We start from the raw sequence: 19,327 nt of genomic DNA, 5'->3' as shown, positions 1-19,327 counted from the left end.
GAGAGGATAAAAATTATATAAATAAAAAAGAGGCCCTAAAGCCTCTTTTTTATTTTTAATGTCTACCATGTTTTTCTCTGTGACCGCGAGAAAATAAACTCGCATTTACATTTCTATCATGGTGCCTGCTATCTCCTCTATAAACCCTATAGTTGTTTCTTGGTGCATTGTATCTTATTCTGTTTCCGCCTCCATATGAGGTGCGGTAATAATTGCTGTGATTTGAATATCTTACCCTGTGTGTATTGTAACTGCGGTATGGGCTGTTTCCATAAACTACAACTTTTCGGCCGTGGTGTAAATTATAGCCTCTATATCTTGCGGGTAAATACCTCGATCTGGTCCATCTGTTTCCACTTAGATAAACAAATTGCCTTTGCGGAACATAATAATACGATTGAACTTCTGGTAGGTAGTAGTAATTAACGTTTTGATATCCTACCGGAACCCAAGCTGGCTGCGCGCCAATGTTTACATTAATACTTACTTGAGCGTTAGATTGATTAGAGGTTAAAGCCACGATACCTAAAATCGCGGAAATGATAAATAACTTTTTCATAATAATCTATTTATTTGTGTGTACTTCGCTAATTCAAACGCTGTGCCAAAAAAACTATTGTAACAGAGATATAAAAAAAGGAGCTCCTTCCGAAACTCCTTTTTTAAATTACCGTATAAATTAGTGCTTTCCTTTACCATTTCCATGGCCTTTTCCGTTATTTCCCTTTCCGTAAATCTTCTTGGCCTGTCCTGGAGGCATACCATGTGGATGTCCTTTCACTACATAATATTTGCTGTCGCGGCTATCCCTAATAATTACCTGGCCTTTGTTGCCTTTAAATTTTGCATATTTTACTTTATCGTTCTTGAAATTCAAATAGGGCTTGGGCGAATTGATCACAACTTTATAACCGTTGTATAAATCATAATTGCCATATCGGCTGGGTAAGTTATTGGCAAACACCCAATCATTTCCGTTTAGGTAAACAAATTGCCTTTGAGGTACGTAATAGTAGCTTTCTACATCCGGGAGGTAATAATAATCTACATGGTCGTAACCTACCGGGCCCCACAGTGGCTGCGAACCGATATTCACATTTACATTTAACTGTGCCTTGGCCGGCATGCTTAGCAATGAAACCATCATTACTGCAGCAATTAAAAATAATCTTTTCATAGTTGTTAATTTGTATGTTTACGGCCTAGTTTCAAACCACGTGCCAAAAGGTATTTAAAACAAAAAGGAGTACTTTTCAGCACTCCCTCTTTCACTAAAAAATATTCGTTTTAATGACGGCCATTGCCTCGGTTTTGTCCGTTATCTCTTTCTGGGCGGTTATTTCCTCCTTTATTATTTTGAACCTGTCTATTTGTATTCACTTGTATTCTTGTTGGTCTATTGTTGGTTTGATTATGCACCACTACCACTTTTTTTGTACTTTTTTGGTTATAATTGGGATGCCCTTTTACTACATAATATTTAGTGTCGCGGCTATCCCTAATAATGGTTTGACGGCCATTGTAGTTTTTGTACCTGCTGTATTTGGTAACATAGATGTTGTTTCTCAAATAAGGTCTTGGCTCGTTTATCACAACTTTATATGCGCTGTATAAATCAAAATTGCGATACTGGGCTGGCAGGCTACTAACCCAAACCCAACGGCCACCATTGGCGTAAATATATTGGCCAGTTGGAACATAATAGTACGCGTCAATGTCGGGGAAATAATAATAATCTACATGGTCATAGCCTGTAGGACCCCAAACCGGTTGAGATCCGATATTGATATTTAGGTTAACCTGGGCTTTCGCATGGTCGATGCTGAATAATGAAACCATCAGAACTGCAGCAAATAAAACTAACTTTTTCATAATGTTTTTAATTAAAGGTTTCTTGTGTGTGTGTAATTACTGAGATAGACCATGGCCTGCATACAGCGTTTAATTTGAATTACTGCATTTAACATTCTTTAACTAAAATTTCTATTACTCATTTTATTGAGTAAATTTACTCAGATAATTGAGTAAATTGTAAATTATGTATGAAAGATCTGAATTACAGAAGGTTATATCTGTTATAAATGAGCCAAAAAGGTTTATTCAGGTACTTGTTGGGCCGAGGCAGATTGGTAAGACTACGTTAATTGGCCAGCTGGTACAAAAAGTTACCATACCTTATGTATTCGAATCAGCTGATGCTGTAGCTGCATCGGATAGGGTTTGGATTGAACAGGTTTGGAACAATACCCGATGGCTGCTGAACGAAATGAAGGTAGATGAATACCTTTTGGTGATAGATGAAATTCAGAAAATTGATAATTGGAGTGAAATCGTTAAACGTTTGTGGGATGAAGACAATCGTAATGGTGTAAACATAAAGGTTATCTTATTGGGTTCCTACAGGTTATTAATCCAACAGGGTTTAACCGAATCGTTAGCTGGCCGTTTTGAATTAACCTATTTAGGGCATTGGAGTTTTACAGAGATGGAAGATGCTTTCGGCCTTACCGCAGAGCAATATGTGTGGTTTGGTGGTTATCCCGGTTCAGCAAGTTTAATTAATGATGAAGAACGCTGGAAAAACTATGTTTCGAATGCTTTGATAGAAACCAGTATTTCAAAAGATATTTTAATGCTTACCCGTGTAGATAAGCCTGCACTGATGAAACGTTTATTCGAGTTAGGCTGTTTGTATTCGGGGCAGATCCTCTCTTTTAACAAGATATTAGGTCAGCTCTCTGATGCCGGTAACACTACGACATTATCTCATTACCTAGAACTTTTGAATACAGCAGGATTATTGGGAGGAATAGAAAAATTTGCTGCAGATGTGATCCGTAAACGTTCATCCAGTCCAAAATTCCAGGTACACAACAATGCGCTGGTAAGTGCTCAGCGAAATGAGTTTTTTGAAGAGATAAAAAGGCAACCGGCAGAATGGGGCAGAATGGTCGAATCTTCAATTGGCGCACATCTGTTAAATTCATCTTTTGTAGAGGGCTACAAAGTATTTTACTGGCGACATAGAAATGATGAGGTCGATTTTATTTTAGAAAAAAGGGGCAAAATAATCGGTTTGGAAGTTAAAAGCACAGGCTCGGTTAGCAGAACATCGGGCATGGCTGCTTTTAGCAAGATGTACAAGCCAGACAAGGTACTTTTGGTAGGCGCAGGAGGATTGCCATGGCAGGAATTTTTAAAAATTTCTCCATCAAGCCTTTTTTAACGAAAGACTAAATAATAACTATATTTGCGTACAATTTTAACACACAAAGTTTTAAATGCCTTTACAAGAAAAAAGCCCCCAATCATCGTTCGAACTCGTTTCAGGACTGGAAATACACGTTCAGTTAAATACAAACACTAAAATATTTTCAGCTGATAGTGCATCTTTCGGGGCTTTGCCTAATCAAAATATATCTGCCGTTTCGTTGGCTTTACCGGGTGCTTTGCCCAAGTTAAACAAAGAAGTGGTAGCAAAAGCAATCCGCATAGGGCTTGCTTTAAACTGTAGCATCAACCAGATTAACCATTTTGATCGCAAAAATTATTTTTATGCCGATCTACCCAAAGGATATCAGATTACGCAGGATAATCAGCCTATCTGTGTAAATGGATATTTGGAAATTCAGCTTAGTAACGGTTCTACAAAGAAAATCGGCATCAACCGCATCCATTTAGAGGAAGACGCAGGTAAAAGTATCCACGATCAGGATGATAACTATTCGCTGGTTGATTTAAACCGGGCGGGTGTTCCTTTGATTGAAATTGTAACCGAACCAGATATCCGTAGTTCAGAAGAAGCATCAGTTTTATTGAGCGAAATCAGAAAGCTGGTTAGGCATTTAAATGTAAGCGACGGGAACATGGAAGAGGGGAGTTTGCGTTGTGATGCGAACATATCTATCCGCCCGCAGGGTACATCCGAGTTTGGAACAAGGTGCGAGGTTAAAAATCTAAACTCTATGCGCAATGTGCGCAGGGCAATGGACTTTGAATTTGGTCGACAAGTTGAGGTAATTACAGGCGGAGGAAAAATTATTCAGAGCACCCTTAATTTCGATGCAGATAAAGGTACCACATCACCAATGCGTACCAAAGAAGAAGCAAACGATTACCGTTATTTTGCAGATCCTGATCTGCAGCCTATACAGATTTCTGATAGCTGGCTGGCCAAGATAAAATCAGCAATGCCTGCCTTGCCGAATGAAATCTCTAAACAAATGATCACTGAATTTGGGATCAGCAAAGCTGACGCTGCGCTATTTGCCGAAGATCTGGACCTGTTGGCTTATTTTAATCAGGCACTGCCAGTCGTAAATACGAAAAAGAGTTTAATCAATTGGCTAATTGGTCCGGTGAGGGCTATTTTAAACGAAAAGGGAATTGCGATAGCCGATTATAAGATTACTCCAGCCCACCTGGCTGAGGCCATTAATCTGGTAGATGATAAAAAAATTACCCAGCAAATTGCCACACAGCAATTGTTGCCGGCTGCCGAAACCGAAAAAAGCAAAAGTATTGCTGAGCTTGCCCAAGCTTTAAATCTTTTAATTACCGATAATGGAGCAGAGTTGGGTGGTTTTATTGATGAAGTGTTAAATAAATACCCTCAACAGGTAGATGCATATAAAAAAGGTAAAAAAGGCGTTTTAGGCTTATTTGTTGGCGATGTAATGAAACTGGCCAAAGGTAAAGCCGATGCAAAAAAATTAAATGAATTAATCCTTGAAAAACTGAAATAATGAGAATAAAACAACTGAGCATAATCGTGCTGATTGCAATGGCTTTCACCGCATGTAAACCAAAAGATAGCTTTACGATAGACGGAACTTTCAAAAACCCTGGAACAGAGAAGAAAGTGTTTTTGTATGGCATGCAGAGCAGCAATATGGTGGCTATCGATTCTACCAATCTATCAGAAAAAGGTGAATTTAAATTTGTGCGTAAAACACCATCGGTTGATTTCTTTAGGGTTTCTGTTGGAAACCATGAATTTATGCTGATTGCAAAAAATGGTGATGAAATAAAACTGGAGGCAGATTTGGCCGATAAAACCATGGCTTATAAAATTTCTGGTGCAAACGAGGTTGATAAGTTATCGGAGTTAAATGCCATCAGGAATAATTTTGCCAAACAGGCAGAAAAACTACAGGCTGAGCTAGAAGCCAAGGTAGAAAAACAGCCTCAGGATAGATCGGCTATTTTAGAATCACTTAGGCCACAGTACGAATCGTACATTAACCAGTTAAACAGCCAGATTATAAAATTTGCAAAGGATAATAAAGGAACGCTTGCCAGTTTCTATGCAATGAATACGTTAAGTCCGCAGGAATTTGAATCAGAACTGGTAAAGTTTGCGGATGAAGTTAAAGAAGAAATTAAAGGTAATGCCACTGTCGATACCTTTGTAAAGCAGATGGCACTTTTAAAAGCTGTACAGGTTGGCCAGATAGCACCAGAATTTACAATTAATACTTCCGATGGAAAACCTGTAAGTTTAGCCAGTTATAAAGGAAAATATGTACTGGTTGATTTTTGGGCCTCATGGTGTCAGCCCTGCCGTCAGGAAAACCCAAATGTAGTTAAGGTATATAACAAGTATAAAACTAAGAACTTTGATATTATCGGCATTTCTTTAGACACGGATAAAGCGGCATGGCTGGGCGCAGTTAAAGCGGATGGATTAATGTGGACACATGTTTCTGAATTGAAAGATTTTAATGGCGAAACGGTCAGAAAATATCAGGTGCAGGCTATTCCAACATCGTACCTGATCGATCCAACGGGTAAAATTGCAGCTAAAAACCTGCGTGGCGACGAGCTTGACGCCTTTTTAGCTAAAACGTTACGTTAAAACAAATTCCATGTTAAACTAATTTAAGTAATTAACAATTTCTTAACTTAGGCTTAACTAAATATTGCATCATAGACAGTACTTTCGTAACAAATATTTAACTATGAACAACGCAGGTCAGAAAATATTAATTGTTGATGATGAACCAGATATTCTGGAACTGATTGAATATAACTTAAAAAAAGAAGGCTATCAGGTTTTTACAGCCAACAATGGCCAGGAAGGAATTACTGTTGCAAAAAAGGTTCATCCAGATTTAATTATCCTGGATATTATGATGCCTAAAATGGATGGAATTGAGGCGTGCCGTTTAATGCGTGCCATACCTGAATTTAAAAATACTTTTATGGTATTCTTAACCGCTAGAAGTGAAGAATATTCAGAAATTGCAGGTTTTAATGTTGGTGCTGATGATTATATCGCCAAACCGATCAAACCTAGGGCACTTGTAAGCCGTATTAATGCCATTTTAAGAAGAAATGCAGGTACTGAAGAAGTATCAGAGAACAAATTAGAAATTGGAGATTTAGTAATAGACCGCGAAGCTTATCTGGTTTTTCAGGCCGGTAGCAAAGTGGTGCTGGCTAAAAAAGAATTCGAGCTGTTGTATTTATTGGCTTCAAAACCGGGAAAGGTTTATACCCGCGAATCAATTCTTAAAAATATCTGGGAAGATTCGGTAGTGGTAACCAATAGAACTATTGACGTTCACATCCGTAAACTGCGCGAAAAATTAGGCGAAACTTATGTTTCTACCGTAAAAGGAGTGGGCTATAAATTCGAGCTTTCTTAAATTAATTAAAATAAAATAGTAGCCGTCCAAATGTAAATTTGGGCGGCTTTTTTTATACCCGTCATCTCGAGCGAAACGCAACTTGTACCGATTTTATATCGGTAGTGCAGCGGAGAGATCTATCTTGAGACAGATTTCTCGACTTCGCTGCGCTCTGCTCGAAATGACGTTAAATTAGGAGAGTTTGAGAGGGAAACCTTTTTGTCAATAATATTTTTTATATCATAAATAACCGCTCATGATGACAAAATGCGTGGAATACTTTAGTTTAAAGTAGGCTTACTCGAACTGTTCATTAGACCCCTGAAATAAATTTAGGGTGACGACTGCCTTAAAAAAATAAAATCGTATTTTTGCACTTCATTAATTACAGCGCAGTTTGAAGTTTCCAAATTTTAAAGACCTTATTCTTTTCGAAGACAACGATTTTATCGTAATCAACAAACCACCATTTCTGGCCTCACTCGATGAACGTGGCGGATCTGGTGAAACCAATGTGTTACGCCTTGCTAAACAGTATAGCGATGATGCGCAGGTTTGTCACCGTTTAGATAAGGAAACTTCGGGTGCTTTAATTATTGCGAAAAACCCTGAGGGTTACCGTCATGCTTCAATGCAGTTTGAGAGGCGTAAAGTAAATAAAACTTACCATGCGGTGGTGGATGGGCATGTTATTTTCGATCAGCTGATGGTCGATTTACCGATCCTGAACGATGGCAATAAAAATGTAACCATTGATAGGGCCGAGGGCAAAAGAGCTGAAACGATTTTCGATTCCTTAAAATACTACAAACATTATACTTTGGTAGAGTGTAAACCGATAACGGGGCGCATGCACCAAATCCGTATCCACCTGGCTACACAAAGAGCAGCCATTGTTGGCGATGAAATGTACAAAGGAAAACCCGTTTTTCTTTCTTCAATTAAGAGAGGTTATAAATTAACCAAAGGAGAAGAAGAACAGCCTATTATGAAACGTTTTGCACTCCACGCCAGACACTTGGTTTTTAAGGGTTTAGATGATAAAGACATTGTGATTGATGCGCCATATCCGAAAGATTTTGCAACACTGATTAAGTTATTGGATAAATTTGATGCTTAATTAAGTCATTTGGTTGGCTGCTACTGTTGTTTTTACTACTTTTGGCTTAACGCCCTCTATTAAAAAACAATAGAATGTACATCAGATTTGTAAATTACCTTGATCAAATTAACCAATACCGAAAATCTAAAATATCAAACCGTAATTTCTTAATTATCCTTGCCGTTATAGTAGGGGTTTTGGCCGGGCTGGCTGCAGCAGCTTTAAAAAGTTTAACCCACCACATCGAAGAATTTCTTCAATCAGACTGGCACTGGAAATATAAATACTACCTGTATTTTGTTTTTCCGATGATCGGGATCTTTTTAACGGTTTTGTACATCAAATACTTTATCCGAAAAACTAAGTTCGAAACCGGCCTAACACCATTGCTTTATGCCATTTCTAAAAAATCGAGCAAGGTAGAAGCACATAATATTTATTCGCAGATAATTACCGCAGCCATTACGGTAGGCTTTGGCGGATCTACGGGATTAGAAGCGCCAATTGTAACCAGCGGTTCATCAATCGGTTCTAACCTGGGGCGCATTTTAGGTTTATCATACCGAGAAATTACCATGCTGGTGGCCTGTGGTGCCGCAGCAGGTATTGCCGGTGCATTTAATAGCCCGGTAGCGGGTATTGTTTTCGCTATCGAAATCCTGTTGCCCGAGTTTACCATACCGGCATTTATTCCACTTTTGCTATCAGCAGCAACCGCAGCTGTAGTGGCCAGGTTGTTCTATACACAACAGCTTTTCTTTCTGGTTACAGAAGGATGGAAGGTAAATGCGCTTTTTTACTATGTAATTTTAGCCTGTTTTATTGGCTTATTCTCCATATACTTCACCAAAGCCAATTATGCAATTAAAGGCTTATTTTATAAAATAAAACACCCTTACACTAAAGTTGTTATTGGTGGTTTAATGCTTGGTTTACTGGTTTTTCTGTTTCCAACATTGTACGGAGAAGGTTACATAACCATAAAAGGCTTATTAAAAGGCAATTATAATGCCGTAATCAATAACAGTATTTTCGCCGACTACAATAGCATCCCCGCGTTGGTGGTTTTATTTACTGTGGTTACCATTTTTATGAAATCAATAGCCACGTTGGTTACCTTGGGGGCGGGCGGAAATGGCGGAACTTTTGCACCCAGTTTAATTATGGGTGGATTAATTGGATTTATTTTTGCCTATGTGGTCAATCTATCCGGCATTGCACAATTAAATGTATCTAATTTTATTGTGGCCGGCATGGCTGCTGCGCTAGGCGCAATTATGCACGCACCACTCACGGGAATTTTCCTGATTGCTGAAATTACAGGTGGATATATTTTGATGGTTCCGCTGATGATTACCACTGCAATTTCTTATGCGATTAACCGAAACTCTCAAAAACATTCTATTTACACCAAAGCACTGGCCGATAAAGGGGAGTTACTATCTCATGAGGATAAGGATACGACGGTGCTGAACCAGATGAAGCTAAAATACCTCATCGAAAAAAGCTATCCGCAATTGAATATGGATGACCTGATTTCAGTTAAAATGGCTGAAATTGTGAAATCGCAAAAGAATATATGCGCCGTAATTGATGAAACTGGCGATTTTAAGGGGATTATTTATATTGAGGAGCTGTTTAGCGAAATGATGAACAGTCCTGATAAAGAAAACCTGCGGGCTGCACATTTGGTTAAACCTGCACCCAATACCATTACCGAAAAAGACGATTTAAAAACAGTTTTAGCCAAAATGGAGCAGGATAATGTTTGGGTTTTACCAGTTTTAAATGCGCAGAACCAATATTTAGGCTTTGTTTCTAAAACGGCAATTTTTAATAAATACCGCGCATTGCTGATGCGGCAAAATGATTACATGGGATAATCTATTCATCATTTCGACCGTAGTGGAGAAATCTATGAAATTATCTGTCCATAGATCTCTCCATTTCGCTGCACTTCATCCGATAGCTATCGGACCGAGATGACGATTTGTTATTAAAACTGTCAGATGTAGTTTTATTCGGCTCTCTTTAAGCCAAATTTCTCAATTTTACTGTATAAATGGCTTCTTTGGATATCAATTTCATCAGCTGTTTTTGAAACATTCCAATTGTTTTTTTCCAGTTTGAACTTAATAAACTCGCGTTCTGCATGGTCTTTGTAATCCTGGAAATTATTAAACGAGTCAAATGAAGAGCTTAAGCCTGAACCGCCCGAACCGGCAATCTGCGCGCTGGTTGCTGCGCCAATGTTTGTACCACCACCTGGATTTGCAAAGGCGCGCACATCATTTTCGGTAATAATCTTATCGCTCAGAATAATTAAACGTTCAATCATATTGTGCAGTTCGCGTACATTACCTGTCCAAGGTAAAGCCTGCAGTGCAGACATGCCACCATCGTTTATTTTCTTAACCGGCATGCCGTAATCGCTACAGATACTTTCTAAAAAGTTTTGTGCAATTACAGGAATATCATCAGTACGCTCAGTTAAATGGGGCACATGGATATTGATTACGTTTAAACGGTGGTACAAATCCATACGGAAGTTGCCATCTTCAATTTCCTTTAACAAATCTTTATTGGTTGCTGCCAAAACCCGCACGTTCACTTCAATTTCCTTCTCTCCACCCACACGCGAAATTTTATGCTCTTGTAATGCACGCAACACTTTTGCCTGTGCAGACAAGCTCATATCGCCAATTTCATCCAAAAATAAAGTTCCGCCGTTGGCCAATTCAAATTTACCAATACGCTGTTTAACGGCTGAAGTAAATGAACCTTTTTCGTGGCCAAACAATTCACTTTCAATTAGTTCGGATGGGATAGCGGCGCAGTTTACTTCAATTAGCGGACTATCGGCACGGTTCGATTTTTCGTGTAACCAGCGGGCTACCAATTCTTTACCACTACCATTTGCACCGGTAATCAATACACGGGCTTCTGTAGGGGCTACACGTTCTATGGTTTCTTTAATTTTAGAAATACTTTCTGATTCGCCTAAAATTTCGCGCGTTTTACTGGCTTTGCGTTTTAAAACTTTGGTTTCGGTAACAAGGTTGCCTCGGTCTAAACCATTTCTAACGGTAATTAATAAACGGTTTAAATCTGGTGGTTTAGAAATAAAATCGAATGCGCCTTTTTTGCTGGCTTCGATAGCTGTTTCAACCGTACCATGACCGGATATCATAATAAAAGGTAAGTCGGGTTTGATGAGCTGTGCCTGTTCAAGCACTTCCATACCATCCATCTTATTCATCTTGATATCGCACAGCACTAGATCGTAGTTGCCTTTTTTAATCATTTCGAGGCCATCAATACCATTATCGATATCTTCAACATCGTAATTTTCGTATTCCAGAATTTCGCGTAGAGTACTTCTTATCGCTCGTTCATCGTCAATTATTAATAGTTTAGCCATTAGCGCTTTATTCTTATGATTTGAAATGCGAATATATTATTTTTTAATTAATGTATAGTTTTTTGTACAATTAATACCCTATAAACTATTAAACAGCATAAAGGTTTTAACTAATTAATAAGTATAATCCAGTTTAAACTTACTCAAATCAGGCTTGTGCTTTTTGTTGCGGTTTAGCTCCAGTTCGTAAATGGTTTTGCCTAAATTTTTCATAAATGGGAAACACACCGTATCATACTCGTATTTATTGTCGTTAAAAATTCCATCTTCATTGCTCTGTACAACAGCAGTTAAGAAATACTCAATGCCGTTCTTAAAATCCACAAAATAACTGTTATCAATGATGTATCCATAGCTGTCGCCATATTTATTAAAGATTCTGATATTGGCCTCGGGCGTAATATTTTCCCTTCCGTAATACAGCATTTTAGCATAGGTTGGCCAAAATTCTTTAGCGTCGTAATGGGGGAAACTGCATTCTGTAGGGTATTTGCTCATGTAGGTATAAATCAATTTATAATCATCCGCGCTAAGGTTAAACCTTTCTGTAGCCGGAAAAGCTTCAGGGAATATGAGTTTCTGCATCAGCTTCTGCTGATCATTTATGGCAAATGCATTTTTATCTGCTAGGCTAAAAGGTTTGTTTACCAGTTTATCGGTACTATCCATATAACCTCTGCCCATGCTTAGGTTGGTTAAACTTAGGGGGTAATCTTTTGGATCATATTGGGCTGGCTGACTGTAAACCAAGCTTTGGTCATTATAAAATTTAACCGGGTTGGTATACCTTGCCGATTCTCCTGCATCGCCAATGGCCAAACGGTTTAAAATCCGGCTATCGTTTAATCCATTTGCTTTTAGCTTTTCGTTTATTTCTGCCCGGCCAATAAATTCGAACAAGCGGTTAAAGGCATCGTTATCGCTAGTAAGCAAAATCTTTTTAATGTAATGCGCTATAGATGGTAGCCCGTTTTGGGCAGTGGGGTCTTTTAAAACTTTAGTCTGTCCTTTAAACGCACTATCCGTAACCATGGTACTGTTAACAGTTAAACCGGTACTTTTTAACTGGTTTACTTTTTCTAAAGCAAAAATTACCGCGGCAAGTTTAACCGTGCTGGCGGGATAAAAATAGTGGTGCGGATCTAAGTTGTAACTGAAAGTTTTAAAAGAAGGCCTGTTCTTGGCATCGCGGTTAACTTGGGTATAAAGAATCTGTACCTGGTTTTTATCGGGATGGTTTAATATGGATGAAAACAGCCCGGGTTTAGCTTCCAATAATTTTTTCAGAAAAACGGTATCGGTTTTTTGGGCCATAGCGGATAAGCTGACTAAGGGTAACGCAAAAAATAGAATTCTTCTCATGTGTGAAATTTGATCCCTAATTTAGCTTTTTCTGGTATATGCAGCCTTTTCAATCATCCATTTTACATATTGCTTAATTTTACTACTTTTGCATCGCTTTTGGTTCCCGGTGAAAATCGGGATTAAAAGGGAATACAGTGTAAATCTGTAACTGTCCCGCAGCTGTAAGCTCCTTAACGGATTTCCAATCAATCTGCCACTGTTCCGATTAGTCGGGATGGGAAGGCCGGAAACCGGGAGTAAGTCAGAAGACCTGCCTCAGCATTATATTTCATAGCTTTCGTGGATTGAAGCTAGGGGTGATTTATTGCGTATTTGTATTTCATTTCTTTTCCATCTGTTGGCTGTGGGTTAAACTCACAATCAAATGACTCAAAAACATTCTGCCTATGCGGGCACAATGCAGTTTTTTCTATTTTTATCCATTTTGTGGACTGGGTTTATATTGCCCTTAAATGCAGGTGCACAAACCGATAGCACCAAGAAAAGTACGCAGCTTAAAGAGGTTCAAATTAGGGAGTACCGATTAACCGAACAGAGCAAATCGCCAACGCCACTCCAAATCCTGACTGCTGATGACCTCAAAAGGATCAACAGCTTATCTGTTGCTGATGCCATCCGTTATTTTTCGGGGGTGCAGTTAAAAGATTATGGTGGAATTGGTGGATTAAAAACAGTAAATGTGCGCAGTTTGGGCACCAACCATACCGCAGTATTTTTAGATGGCATTCAAGTTGGAAATGCGCAGAACGGTCAGGTAGATTTAGGTAAATTCTCATTAAATAACCTTGAAGAAATTGCTTTATACAGCGGTCAGAAACCCGAATTGCTTGTTCCGGCAAGGGCTTTTGCCTCTGCCAGTAGCATTTACTTAAAAACCAAAGCGCCCGACTTTGAAAAAGATCAGCATCAGCAGTTTGCGTTGGGCTTAAAGAGTGGATCGTTCGGTTTAATCAATCCTTCTTTGGTTTATCAATATAAGATTAACGAAAACCTGCAGGCCAGTATCAATACCGAATATATACGTGCCGATGGTAAATATAAATTCAGGTATACCAATGGCGTTTTTGATACCACAGCCGTAAGAAATAATGGCGATGTGGAGCGTTTCCGTTTGCAGGCGGCACTGTTTGGGAAAATTAAAAATGGAAAGTGGCATGCCCAGGCTTATTCTTTTTTATCAGATAGGGGATTGCCCGGTGCCATTGTAGCCAACAGGTTTGATTTTACACAAAGAATCTGGGACCGTGATTTCTTTGTTCAGGGAAGTTTAGAAAAGCAATTGTCGAATAAATTAACGGTTTTGATCAACGGAAAATACGGTTACGCCTATCAGCGTTACCTTGATCCCGATTACGTAACCACCACCGGGCTTTTGGATAACCGTTTTAAAGAGCAGGAAGCCTATCTATCCGTCTCTGCAAAATATAAAATCAATACTGCTTGGGAAGCCGCCTATGCATCCGATTATAGCTACCAAACTTTGGCTGCCAATATTTACATGTTCCCTTACCCCGATAGGAATACAATATTAAATGTTTTAAGCTCTTCTTTAACCTTTAAACAGTTCAATATACAGGTAAATCTATTGAGCACTACGGTGGTCGATCAGGTAAAATTGTATACTTCTTCTGGCAACAAACAGGTTTTTAGCCCAACAGTAATGTTATCGTGGAAACTGTTCAAAGCGCAGGATTTAAGGCTGCGTGCATTTTATAAGGATATATTCAGGATGCCTACGTTTAACGATCTGTATTACACGTTTATCGGTAATACGCTGTTAAATCCGGAGTATACCAAACAGTACAATGTTGGGCTAACCTATTTCAAAAACTTTAAAAACAGCAAACTCAAATTTATCGATATCCAATCTGATGTGTATTACAACCGCGTTAAAGATAAGATTGTGGCCCAGCCTGGTGCAAACTTGTTCAGGTGGATTATGTACAATGTGGGTTTGGTTGATATACGGGGCTTAGAGCTTAACGCAAAAACAGCATTTGAACCACTTACCGATTTTGTAATGAATATCGGCATCAATTATACCTTTCAAAAAGCTGTAGATGTTACCTCGACAGCGGACGAAACCTATAAGGACCAGATTCCCTACATTCCTAAAAACAGTGGCTCTTTTCTAACGCGCCTTGATTATCACAACTGGCATGCAAATTACAGTTTCATTTACACTGGGTTCCGCTATAACCAAAAGGCAAACAACATTTACAACTACATGGAACCATGGTATACGCACGATGCTGCCATTGGATATGAATTTAAACTTAAAAAAGGGAGTATAAACCTAAACGGGGAAGTAAATAACCTGCTTAACCAATATTACGACCTGATTCCAAATTTCCCAATGCCCGGTAGAAACTACAGGCTAACCCTAAATTATAAGCTATGAGGCCTTTAAAGTATATATCCATTTTGGCTGTAGTGGTGATAATCTTTAGCGCCTGCAGAAAAGACCCACAGCCTTTACCTTCTGAAATTACCAAAGTTGAGCCAGAGCCTACCTCAGCCATAAAGGGGTTTTATCTGATTAACGAAGGCAACATGAATATGAATAAGGCCTCATTGGATTATATGGACCTGGTAAACGGAATTTATACCCGCAATTTATATAACCAGGTAAACCCCGAAGTAACCAAAGGCTTGGGCGATGTAGCCAATGATATTGGACGGTACGGGAGCAAACTTTATGTGGTGGTAAACGTATCGAACAAGGTTGAGGTACTCAACATCAAAACGGGCAAAAAAATAGGGCAAATCAATATTATCAATTGCCGCTACATTACATTTAATAATGGAAAAGCTTACGTAAGTGCCTATTTAGGCAAAGTTGGCGATCCAAAATCACCAAATGGTGCCGTTGCCGAAATTGATACTACAACTTTAACCATAAACCGCAGTATTGAAGTTGGCAGGCAGCCAGAAGAAATGGCCGTAGTTGGCCATAAACTTTATGTAGCCAATTCTGGAGGTTATAGTCCGCCAGATTACGAGCACACCGTTTCTGTAATCGACCTGCGAAGTTTTAAAGAAATTAAACGCATCGAGGTGGCCATTAATCTCCACCGCATCAAAGCCGACCGTTATGGCGACCTGTATGTTACCTCCCGTGGCGATTACTATACCATTGCCTCAAAGCTTTTCGTAATTGATACACAAACTGATCAGATCAAAAAGGTATTCAACATAGCCGCAAGTAACCTCGCTATCGACGATGATTACGCTTATATCTATGCTACAGCATGGAATTACATCGCAGGTAAAAATGAGATTACCTATCATATGATCAACACCAAAGATGAAACATTGATGGACCGTAAGTTTATAAATGATGGCACCGAAAAGAACATTAAAATCCCTTATGGCATTGCCATTAATCCAGCCAGTAAAGATGTTTACGTAACTGATGCAAAAGATTACGTTACACCTGGTAAGCTGCACTGCTACAGCGCCGAAGGCCGGTTAAAATGGTCGGTTACCACTGGCGATATCCCTGCCCATGTTGCATTCACAAACTAAATATATATCATGATAAATTTCTACAAAAAACACACCTTACTTATTCTGGCAACAGCGCTTGTAGCCGTTTCATCTTGTAAAAAAGACAAGATAGAAGAAGCAGAGAAGAAACAGGTTATTACTGGTACACAAGGCGTTTATATGCTTTGCGAAGGGCTAATGGGCAGTAACAACAGTGCTCTTTCCTATTACGATATTTCTACCAAAGTTACCGTTGCCGATTACTACAAACAGGTAAACGGAGCATCAGTTGGAGAAACAGCAAACGACCTGCAGCAGTATGGCAGCAAAATGTATTGCGTTGTAGCCGGTATTCAGGGTACTAAACAATCATTTTTGGATATCATCGATATTAAAACATGCAAATCGTTAAAAAGGATTTCATTTAACTCAGCAAGCGATGGTTATATACCAAGGTTTGTAGCTTTTTATAAAAACAAGGCTTATGTATCGCGCTATGATGGAAAAGTAAGCCGTATCGATACCGCAACAATGGCCATTGACGGTGAAATTATGCTATCAGAAGGGCTTGAGCAGCTGGCTGTAGCAAATGGAAAATTGTATGTGTGTAATTCATCACATCCTTTTTATCAAAACGGAGCAAAAAACAAAGTTTCGGTAATCGACCTGGCCACCTTTACCAAAACCAAAGATATTGCGGTAAACAATAATCCCGTTAGAATCCAGGCAGCCGATAATGGCGACTTGTTTGTAGTAACCTGGAATGATTATATCGTTAATAACAATCCTTCGCTTGATCGGATCAGTAGTGTTAGCGATACCAAAATCGCTTCTTATGATTATGATCTGGGCGCTTTGGCAGTAAATGGTTCAACTGCCTATGTAGCTAAAGATATTTACAAAAGCCCTGAAATTAAAGCCCTAAATACAACCAGTGGAGCACTTGGTGCCAATTTAATTACCGATAAACAAACGATAAATACCATTTATGGACTTACCATCAACCCATTCAATAAAGAAGTTATGGTTGCCGATGCCAATAACTACAGCAGCAGCAAGGGCTTTGCTTATTGCGTTGGAACAGATGGAAAGATAAAATTCAGTTTCGAAACCGCTGGCCTTCCTCAGCATGCTGTATTTAACTACACTTATAAATATGAATAAACAAATATTAGCTCTGTATACATTTTCAAATACCCAAATCATAATAAAGAACAGTCATACATGAAAAAAACTTACCTATTGTTAATGCTCGGCCTTGCCACACTGATTTATAGCTGCAAAAAAGATAACGAAGCTGCCCCAGATGTTAATCTGAGCATCAAAGGCGAAACAATGACCTCGAAGGTAAATACCAAAATTGCTTTTGCCGTAGGAACAAATAATGGAAAAGGATTTAATCACCAATGGAAATTGGACGGTACCGTAGTCAGCAGCGTTTACAATTACGATTTTACGCCTTTAAAGGCCGGTACTTATGTTATAGAATATACAGCAAGCAATAATGTAGGCTCATTTTCGCACAAATACACGATAACGGTGCCTGTGCCAGTTGTAGAAATTACGCCCGCCAGTAGCAAATTTATTACCACCGTTTTTGAATACTTATCGGCTCCGGGCCAGTTTATAAACGAAAGCTTAGGAAGCCCTGCCGGTGCACAGAAAATTATTGGAGATGTGAGCAAAACCAGTATGGTTACCCTGGGTGGTTTTGGTGGTTATATTGTTTTTGGGTTCGATTACTCGGTGTTAAACAATACCGGTGCCGATCTGGCCATTTATGGTAATCCTATTGGTGGCACAACGCCATTTGCCGAACCTGGAATTGTAATGGTTAGTCAGGATGTGAACGGAAATGGTAAACCGGACGATGAGTGGTATGAGCTTGCAGGTAGCGAATACAACAACCCACTTACCATTAAAAATTACGAAATAACCTATACCAACCCAAAAGGTTTCGCCAATGTAAGCTGGACAGACAATCAGGGCGGCAGCGGAACATATGATGTAAACAGTTTCCATAAGCATAATTTCTATCCTGAATTTGCTCCAAACCAAGAAAAACTAACACTTAAAGGAACATTGCTTCCATCTACCTGGGGTAAAAACGGAAGTATTTTTATCAATAATGCATTTCCTTGGGGCTATACCGATAGCTGGTCGTTAGATGATGATTATGCCACTAAAAGGTATAACAGCTTCGATATTGATTGGGCTGTAGATCAGAATGGGAAAAAAGTTGCTTTAAAAACCATCGATTTTGTAAAGGTTTACACCGGGCAAAGAGAAAAAGGAAATACGCTTTTGGGAGAAGTATCTACCGAAGTAAAAGGCGCAGCCGATCTGGGGATTAAATAGGTAAGACAAGAAAACTTTTTAAACATGAAAATTAAATCAATAGCACTGGCCCTTCTTTCATCCGCTGTACTGCTTTCCTGTAAGAAAGAAAATGCGGGCGAAAAAGAAGGAGCGGGTGAAAAACCGGTGGCGGGCACATCGCCGTATGTAAATAAAATTTACGAGTTTAAGCAGGCGCCCGGACAATTTGCCAACGATCTGGTTAAAACAGATGTGCTGCTTGGTAACGCCGGAAACGGTCTGGTATCGTTAGGCGGCTATGGCGGTTACATAGTTTTTGGCTTTGATCACAGCATCAGCAATTCTGCTGGGGCCGACCTCGGCATTTATGGCAATCCGCTTATTGGTGTAGGGATGGAATTCTCCGAACCGGGCATTGTAAGCGTAATGCAGGATGCGAATAAAAACGGCCTGCCCGATGATGTTTGGTATGAACTTGCCGGAAGTGATTACAATGATGCAGCTACGCTTAAAAATTATAAAATAACGTATTACAGGCCAGCCAAATTGAGTGATGATATCCGCTGGACCGACAATCAGGGAAGAGAAGGGCTGATACTCCGAAACCAGTTCCATGCGCAGGATTATTTCCCAGCATGGGCAACAGCAAACGAAATTTCCTTTACCGGCACTTTGTTGAAAAACACTTTAATGCCCGGTGAAATCATAAGCAACAAGCCATTCAGTTTTGGGTATGCCGACAATGGATCGGGCGAGTATGTTAGCGTGCAAGAGCAACTGGGCAGGGGATACAACACCTTCGATATCGATTGGGCTGTAGATGCCACCGGGAAAAAGGTAAGCTTGGCAGCCATCGATTTTGTAAAGGTTTACACTGGCCAGAACAGCAATGGAAACCCTTTCCACCCTGATAACAATAACGACCGTTCACGCTACATTGGCGAAATCTCGACCGAATTTGGTGGAGCAGTAGATCTTAAACTTTTAAAAAAATAAACA

The 19,327-nt window shown here is 39.3% G+C and carries 16 protein-coding genes and 1 riboswitch; of the genes, 11 read left to right on the top strand and 5 right to left on the bottom strand.

Annotated elements, in window-relative coordinates; translation table 11 throughout:
* Positions 1-55 precede the first annotated feature (55 nt).
* From ACS5PU_RS05455 to ACS5PU_RS05445, 3 genes are all read right to left on the bottom strand, one after another.
* On the bottom strand, positions 56-559 hold the full coding sequence (locus tag ACS5PU_RS05455; RefSeq protein WP_439458265.1) for a hypothetical protein: 504 nt from the start codon (positions 557-559) through the stop codon (positions 56-58).
* 120 nt (positions 560-679) lie between these two features.
* Complete coding sequence (locus ACS5PU_RS05450; RefSeq protein ID WP_439458264.1) at positions 680-1,177, bottom strand: hypothetical protein; 498 nt, start codon at positions 1,175-1,177, stop codon at positions 680-682.
* 110 nt (positions 1,178-1,287) lie between these two features.
* Positions 1,288-1,872 (bottom strand): hypothetical protein, encoded by a 585-nt coding sequence (locus ACS5PU_RS05445; RefSeq protein ID WP_439458263.1) that lies wholly within the window; start codon positions 1,870-1,872, stop codon positions 1,288-1,290.
* 166 nt (positions 1,873-2,038) lie between these two features.
* On the opposite strand from ACS5PU_RS05445, the gene ACS5PU_RS05440 reads away from it, so the two are divergent.
* The 6 genes from ACS5PU_RS05440 (at position 2,039) to ACS5PU_RS05415 (ending at position 9,617) form a co-directional block, all read left to right on the top strand.
* A complete protein-coding gene (locus ACS5PU_RS05440) occupies positions 2,039-3,226 on the top strand; it encodes an ATP-binding protein (RefSeq protein ID WP_439458262.1) in 1,188 nt (395 codons plus the stop codon).
* A gap of 55 nt (positions 3,227-3,281) precedes the next feature.
* Positions 3,282-4,745 (top strand): Asp-tRNA(Asn)/Glu-tRNA(Gln) amidotransferase subunit GatB, encoded by a 1,464-nt coding sequence (gene gatB / locus ACS5PU_RS05435; protein ID WP_439458261.1) that lies wholly within the window; start codon positions 3,282-3,284, stop codon positions 4,743-4,745.
* On the top strand, positions 4,745-5,857 hold the full coding sequence (locus ACS5PU_RS05430; RefSeq protein ID WP_439458260.1) for a redoxin domain-containing protein: 1,113 nt from the start codon (positions 4,745-4,747) through the stop codon (positions 5,855-5,857). The genes gatB and ACS5PU_RS05430 overlap by 1 nt, the downstream gene beginning before the upstream one ends.
* 103 nt (positions 5,858-5,960) lie before the next feature.
* Positions 5,961-6,650 carry a response regulator transcription factor gene (locus tag ACS5PU_RS05425; protein WP_439458259.1) on the top strand — a complete coding sequence of 230 codons (690 nt, stop codon included), beginning with the start codon at positions 5,961-5,963 and terminating at the stop codon, positions 6,648-6,650.
* Between the two features lie 379 nt (positions 6,651-7,029).
* Positions 7,030-7,752 (top strand): RluA family pseudouridine synthase, encoded by a 723-nt coding sequence (locus ACS5PU_RS05420; protein WP_439458258.1) that lies wholly within the window; start codon positions 7,030-7,032, stop codon positions 7,750-7,752.
* A 74-nt stretch (positions 7,753-7,826) separates the two neighbouring features.
* Positions 7,827-9,617 (top strand): chloride channel protein, encoded by a 1,791-nt coding sequence (locus ACS5PU_RS05415; protein WP_439458257.1) that lies wholly within the window; start codon positions 7,827-7,829, stop codon positions 9,615-9,617.
* A gap of 134 nt (positions 9,618-9,751) precedes the next feature.
* Here ACS5PU_RS05415 and ACS5PU_RS05410 read toward each other — a convergent pair whose 3' ends face one another.
* Positions 9,752-11,155, bottom strand: a complete 1,404-nt coding sequence (locus ACS5PU_RS05410; protein WP_439458256.1) for a sigma-54-dependent transcriptional regulator — start codon at positions 11,153-11,155, stop codon at positions 9,752-9,754.
* 114 nt (positions 11,156-11,269) lie between these two features.
* The gene (locus ACS5PU_RS05405; RefSeq protein WP_439458255.1) at positions 11,270-12,517 is read right to left on the bottom strand and encodes a serine hydrolase; all 1,248 of its coding nucleotides are present in this window, start codon (positions 12,515-12,517) and stop codon (positions 11,270-11,272) included.
* A gap of 82 nt (positions 12,518-12,599) precedes the next feature.
* Positions 12,600-12,792: riboswitch (cobalamin riboswitch) on the top strand.
* Between the two features lie 92 nt (positions 12,793-12,884).
* Between ACS5PU_RS05405 and ACS5PU_RS05400 the strand changes: the two genes are divergently transcribed.
* The 5 genes from ACS5PU_RS05400 to ACS5PU_RS05380 are packed head-to-tail and all read left to right on the top strand — an operon-like array spanning position 12,885 to position 19,324.
* Entirely contained in the window at positions 12,885-14,921 is a 2,037-nt protein-coding gene (locus ACS5PU_RS05400) for a TonB-dependent receptor plug domain-containing protein (protein ID WP_439458254.1), read from the top strand.
* Entirely contained in the window at positions 14,918-16,048 is a 1,131-nt protein-coding gene (locus ACS5PU_RS05395; RefSeq protein ID WP_439458253.1) for a YncE family protein, read from the top strand. The genes ACS5PU_RS05400 and ACS5PU_RS05395 overlap by 4 nt, the downstream gene beginning before the upstream one ends.
* Before the next feature lie 9 nt (positions 16,049-16,057).
* Entirely contained in the window at positions 16,058-17,173 is a 1,116-nt protein-coding gene (locus ACS5PU_RS05390; RefSeq protein WP_439458252.1) for a YncE family protein, read from the top strand.
* Between the two features lie 60 nt (positions 17,174-17,233).
* Entirely contained in the window at positions 17,234-18,367 is a 1,134-nt protein-coding gene (locus tag ACS5PU_RS05385) for a PKD domain-containing protein (protein WP_439458251.1), read from the top strand.
* Positions 18,368-18,391: 24 nt separating this feature from the next.
* Positions 18,392-19,324: a PKD domain-containing protein gene (locus ACS5PU_RS05380; protein ID WP_439458250.1), complete on the top strand. Its 933-nt coding sequence runs from the start codon at positions 18,392-18,394 to the stop codon at positions 19,322-19,324.
* Positions 19,325-19,327: the final 3 nt, after the last annotated feature.

Source organism: Pedobacter sp. GSP4, from assembly GCF_051857575.1.
Classification (GTDB): Bacteria; Bacteroidota; Bacteroidia; order Sphingobacteriales; family Sphingobacteriaceae; genus Pedobacter.
This window is presented reverse-complemented; position numbering and strand designations above follow the sequence as displayed.

Coding starts and splice junctions, on each gene's coding strand:
- ACS5PU_RS05405 (WP_439458255.1), bottom strand. CDS start 12,517: ATGAGAAGAATTCTATTTTTTGCGTTACCCTTAGTCAGCTTATCCGCT.
- ACS5PU_RS05450 (WP_439458264.1), bottom strand. CDS start 1,177: ATGAAAAGATTATTTTTAATTGCTGCAGTAATGATGGTTTCATTGCTA.
- ACS5PU_RS05430 (WP_439458260.1), top strand. CDS start 4,745: ATGAGAATAAAACAACTGAGCATAATCGTGCTGATTGCAATGGCTTTC.
- ACS5PU_RS05455 (WP_439458265.1), bottom strand. CDS start 559: ATGAAAAAGTTATTTATCATTTCCGCGATTTTAGGTATCGTGGCTTTA.
- ACS5PU_RS05425 (WP_439458259.1), top strand. CDS start 5,961: ATGAACAACGCAGGTCAGAAAATATTAATTGTTGATGATGAACCAGAT.
- ACS5PU_RS05385 (WP_439458251.1), top strand. CDS start 17,234: ATGAAAAAAACTTACCTATTGTTAATGCTCGGCCTTGCCACACTGATT.
- gatB (WP_439458261.1), top strand. CDS start 3,282: ATGCCTTTACAAGAAAAAAGCCCCCAATCATCGTTCGAACTCGTTTCA.
- ACS5PU_RS05445 (WP_439458263.1), bottom strand. CDS start 1,872: ATGAAAAAGTTAGTTTTATTTGCTGCAGTTCTGATGGTTTCATTATTC.
- ACS5PU_RS05380 (WP_439458250.1), top strand. CDS start 18,392: ATGAAAATTAAATCAATAGCACTGGCCCTTCTTTCATCCGCTGTACTG.
- ACS5PU_RS05415 (WP_439458257.1), top strand. CDS start 7,827: ATGTACATCAGATTTGTAAATTACCTTGATCAAATTAACCAATACCGA.
- ACS5PU_RS05395 (WP_439458253.1), top strand. CDS start 14,918: ATGAGGCCTTTAAAGTATATATCCATTTTGGCTGTAGTGGTGATAATC.
- ACS5PU_RS05390 (WP_439458252.1), top strand. CDS start 16,058: ATGATAAATTTCTACAAAAAACACACCTTACTTATTCTGGCAACAGCG.
- ACS5PU_RS05440 (WP_439458262.1), top strand. CDS start 2,039: ATGTATGAAAGATCTGAATTACAGAAGGTTATATCTGTTATAAATGAG.
- ACS5PU_RS05400 (WP_439458254.1), top strand. CDS start 12,885: ATGACTCAAAAACATTCTGCCTATGCGGGCACAATGCAGTTTTTTCTA.
- ACS5PU_RS05410 (WP_439458256.1), bottom strand. CDS start 11,155: ATGGCTAAACTATTAATAATTGACGATGAACGAGCGATAAGAAGTACT.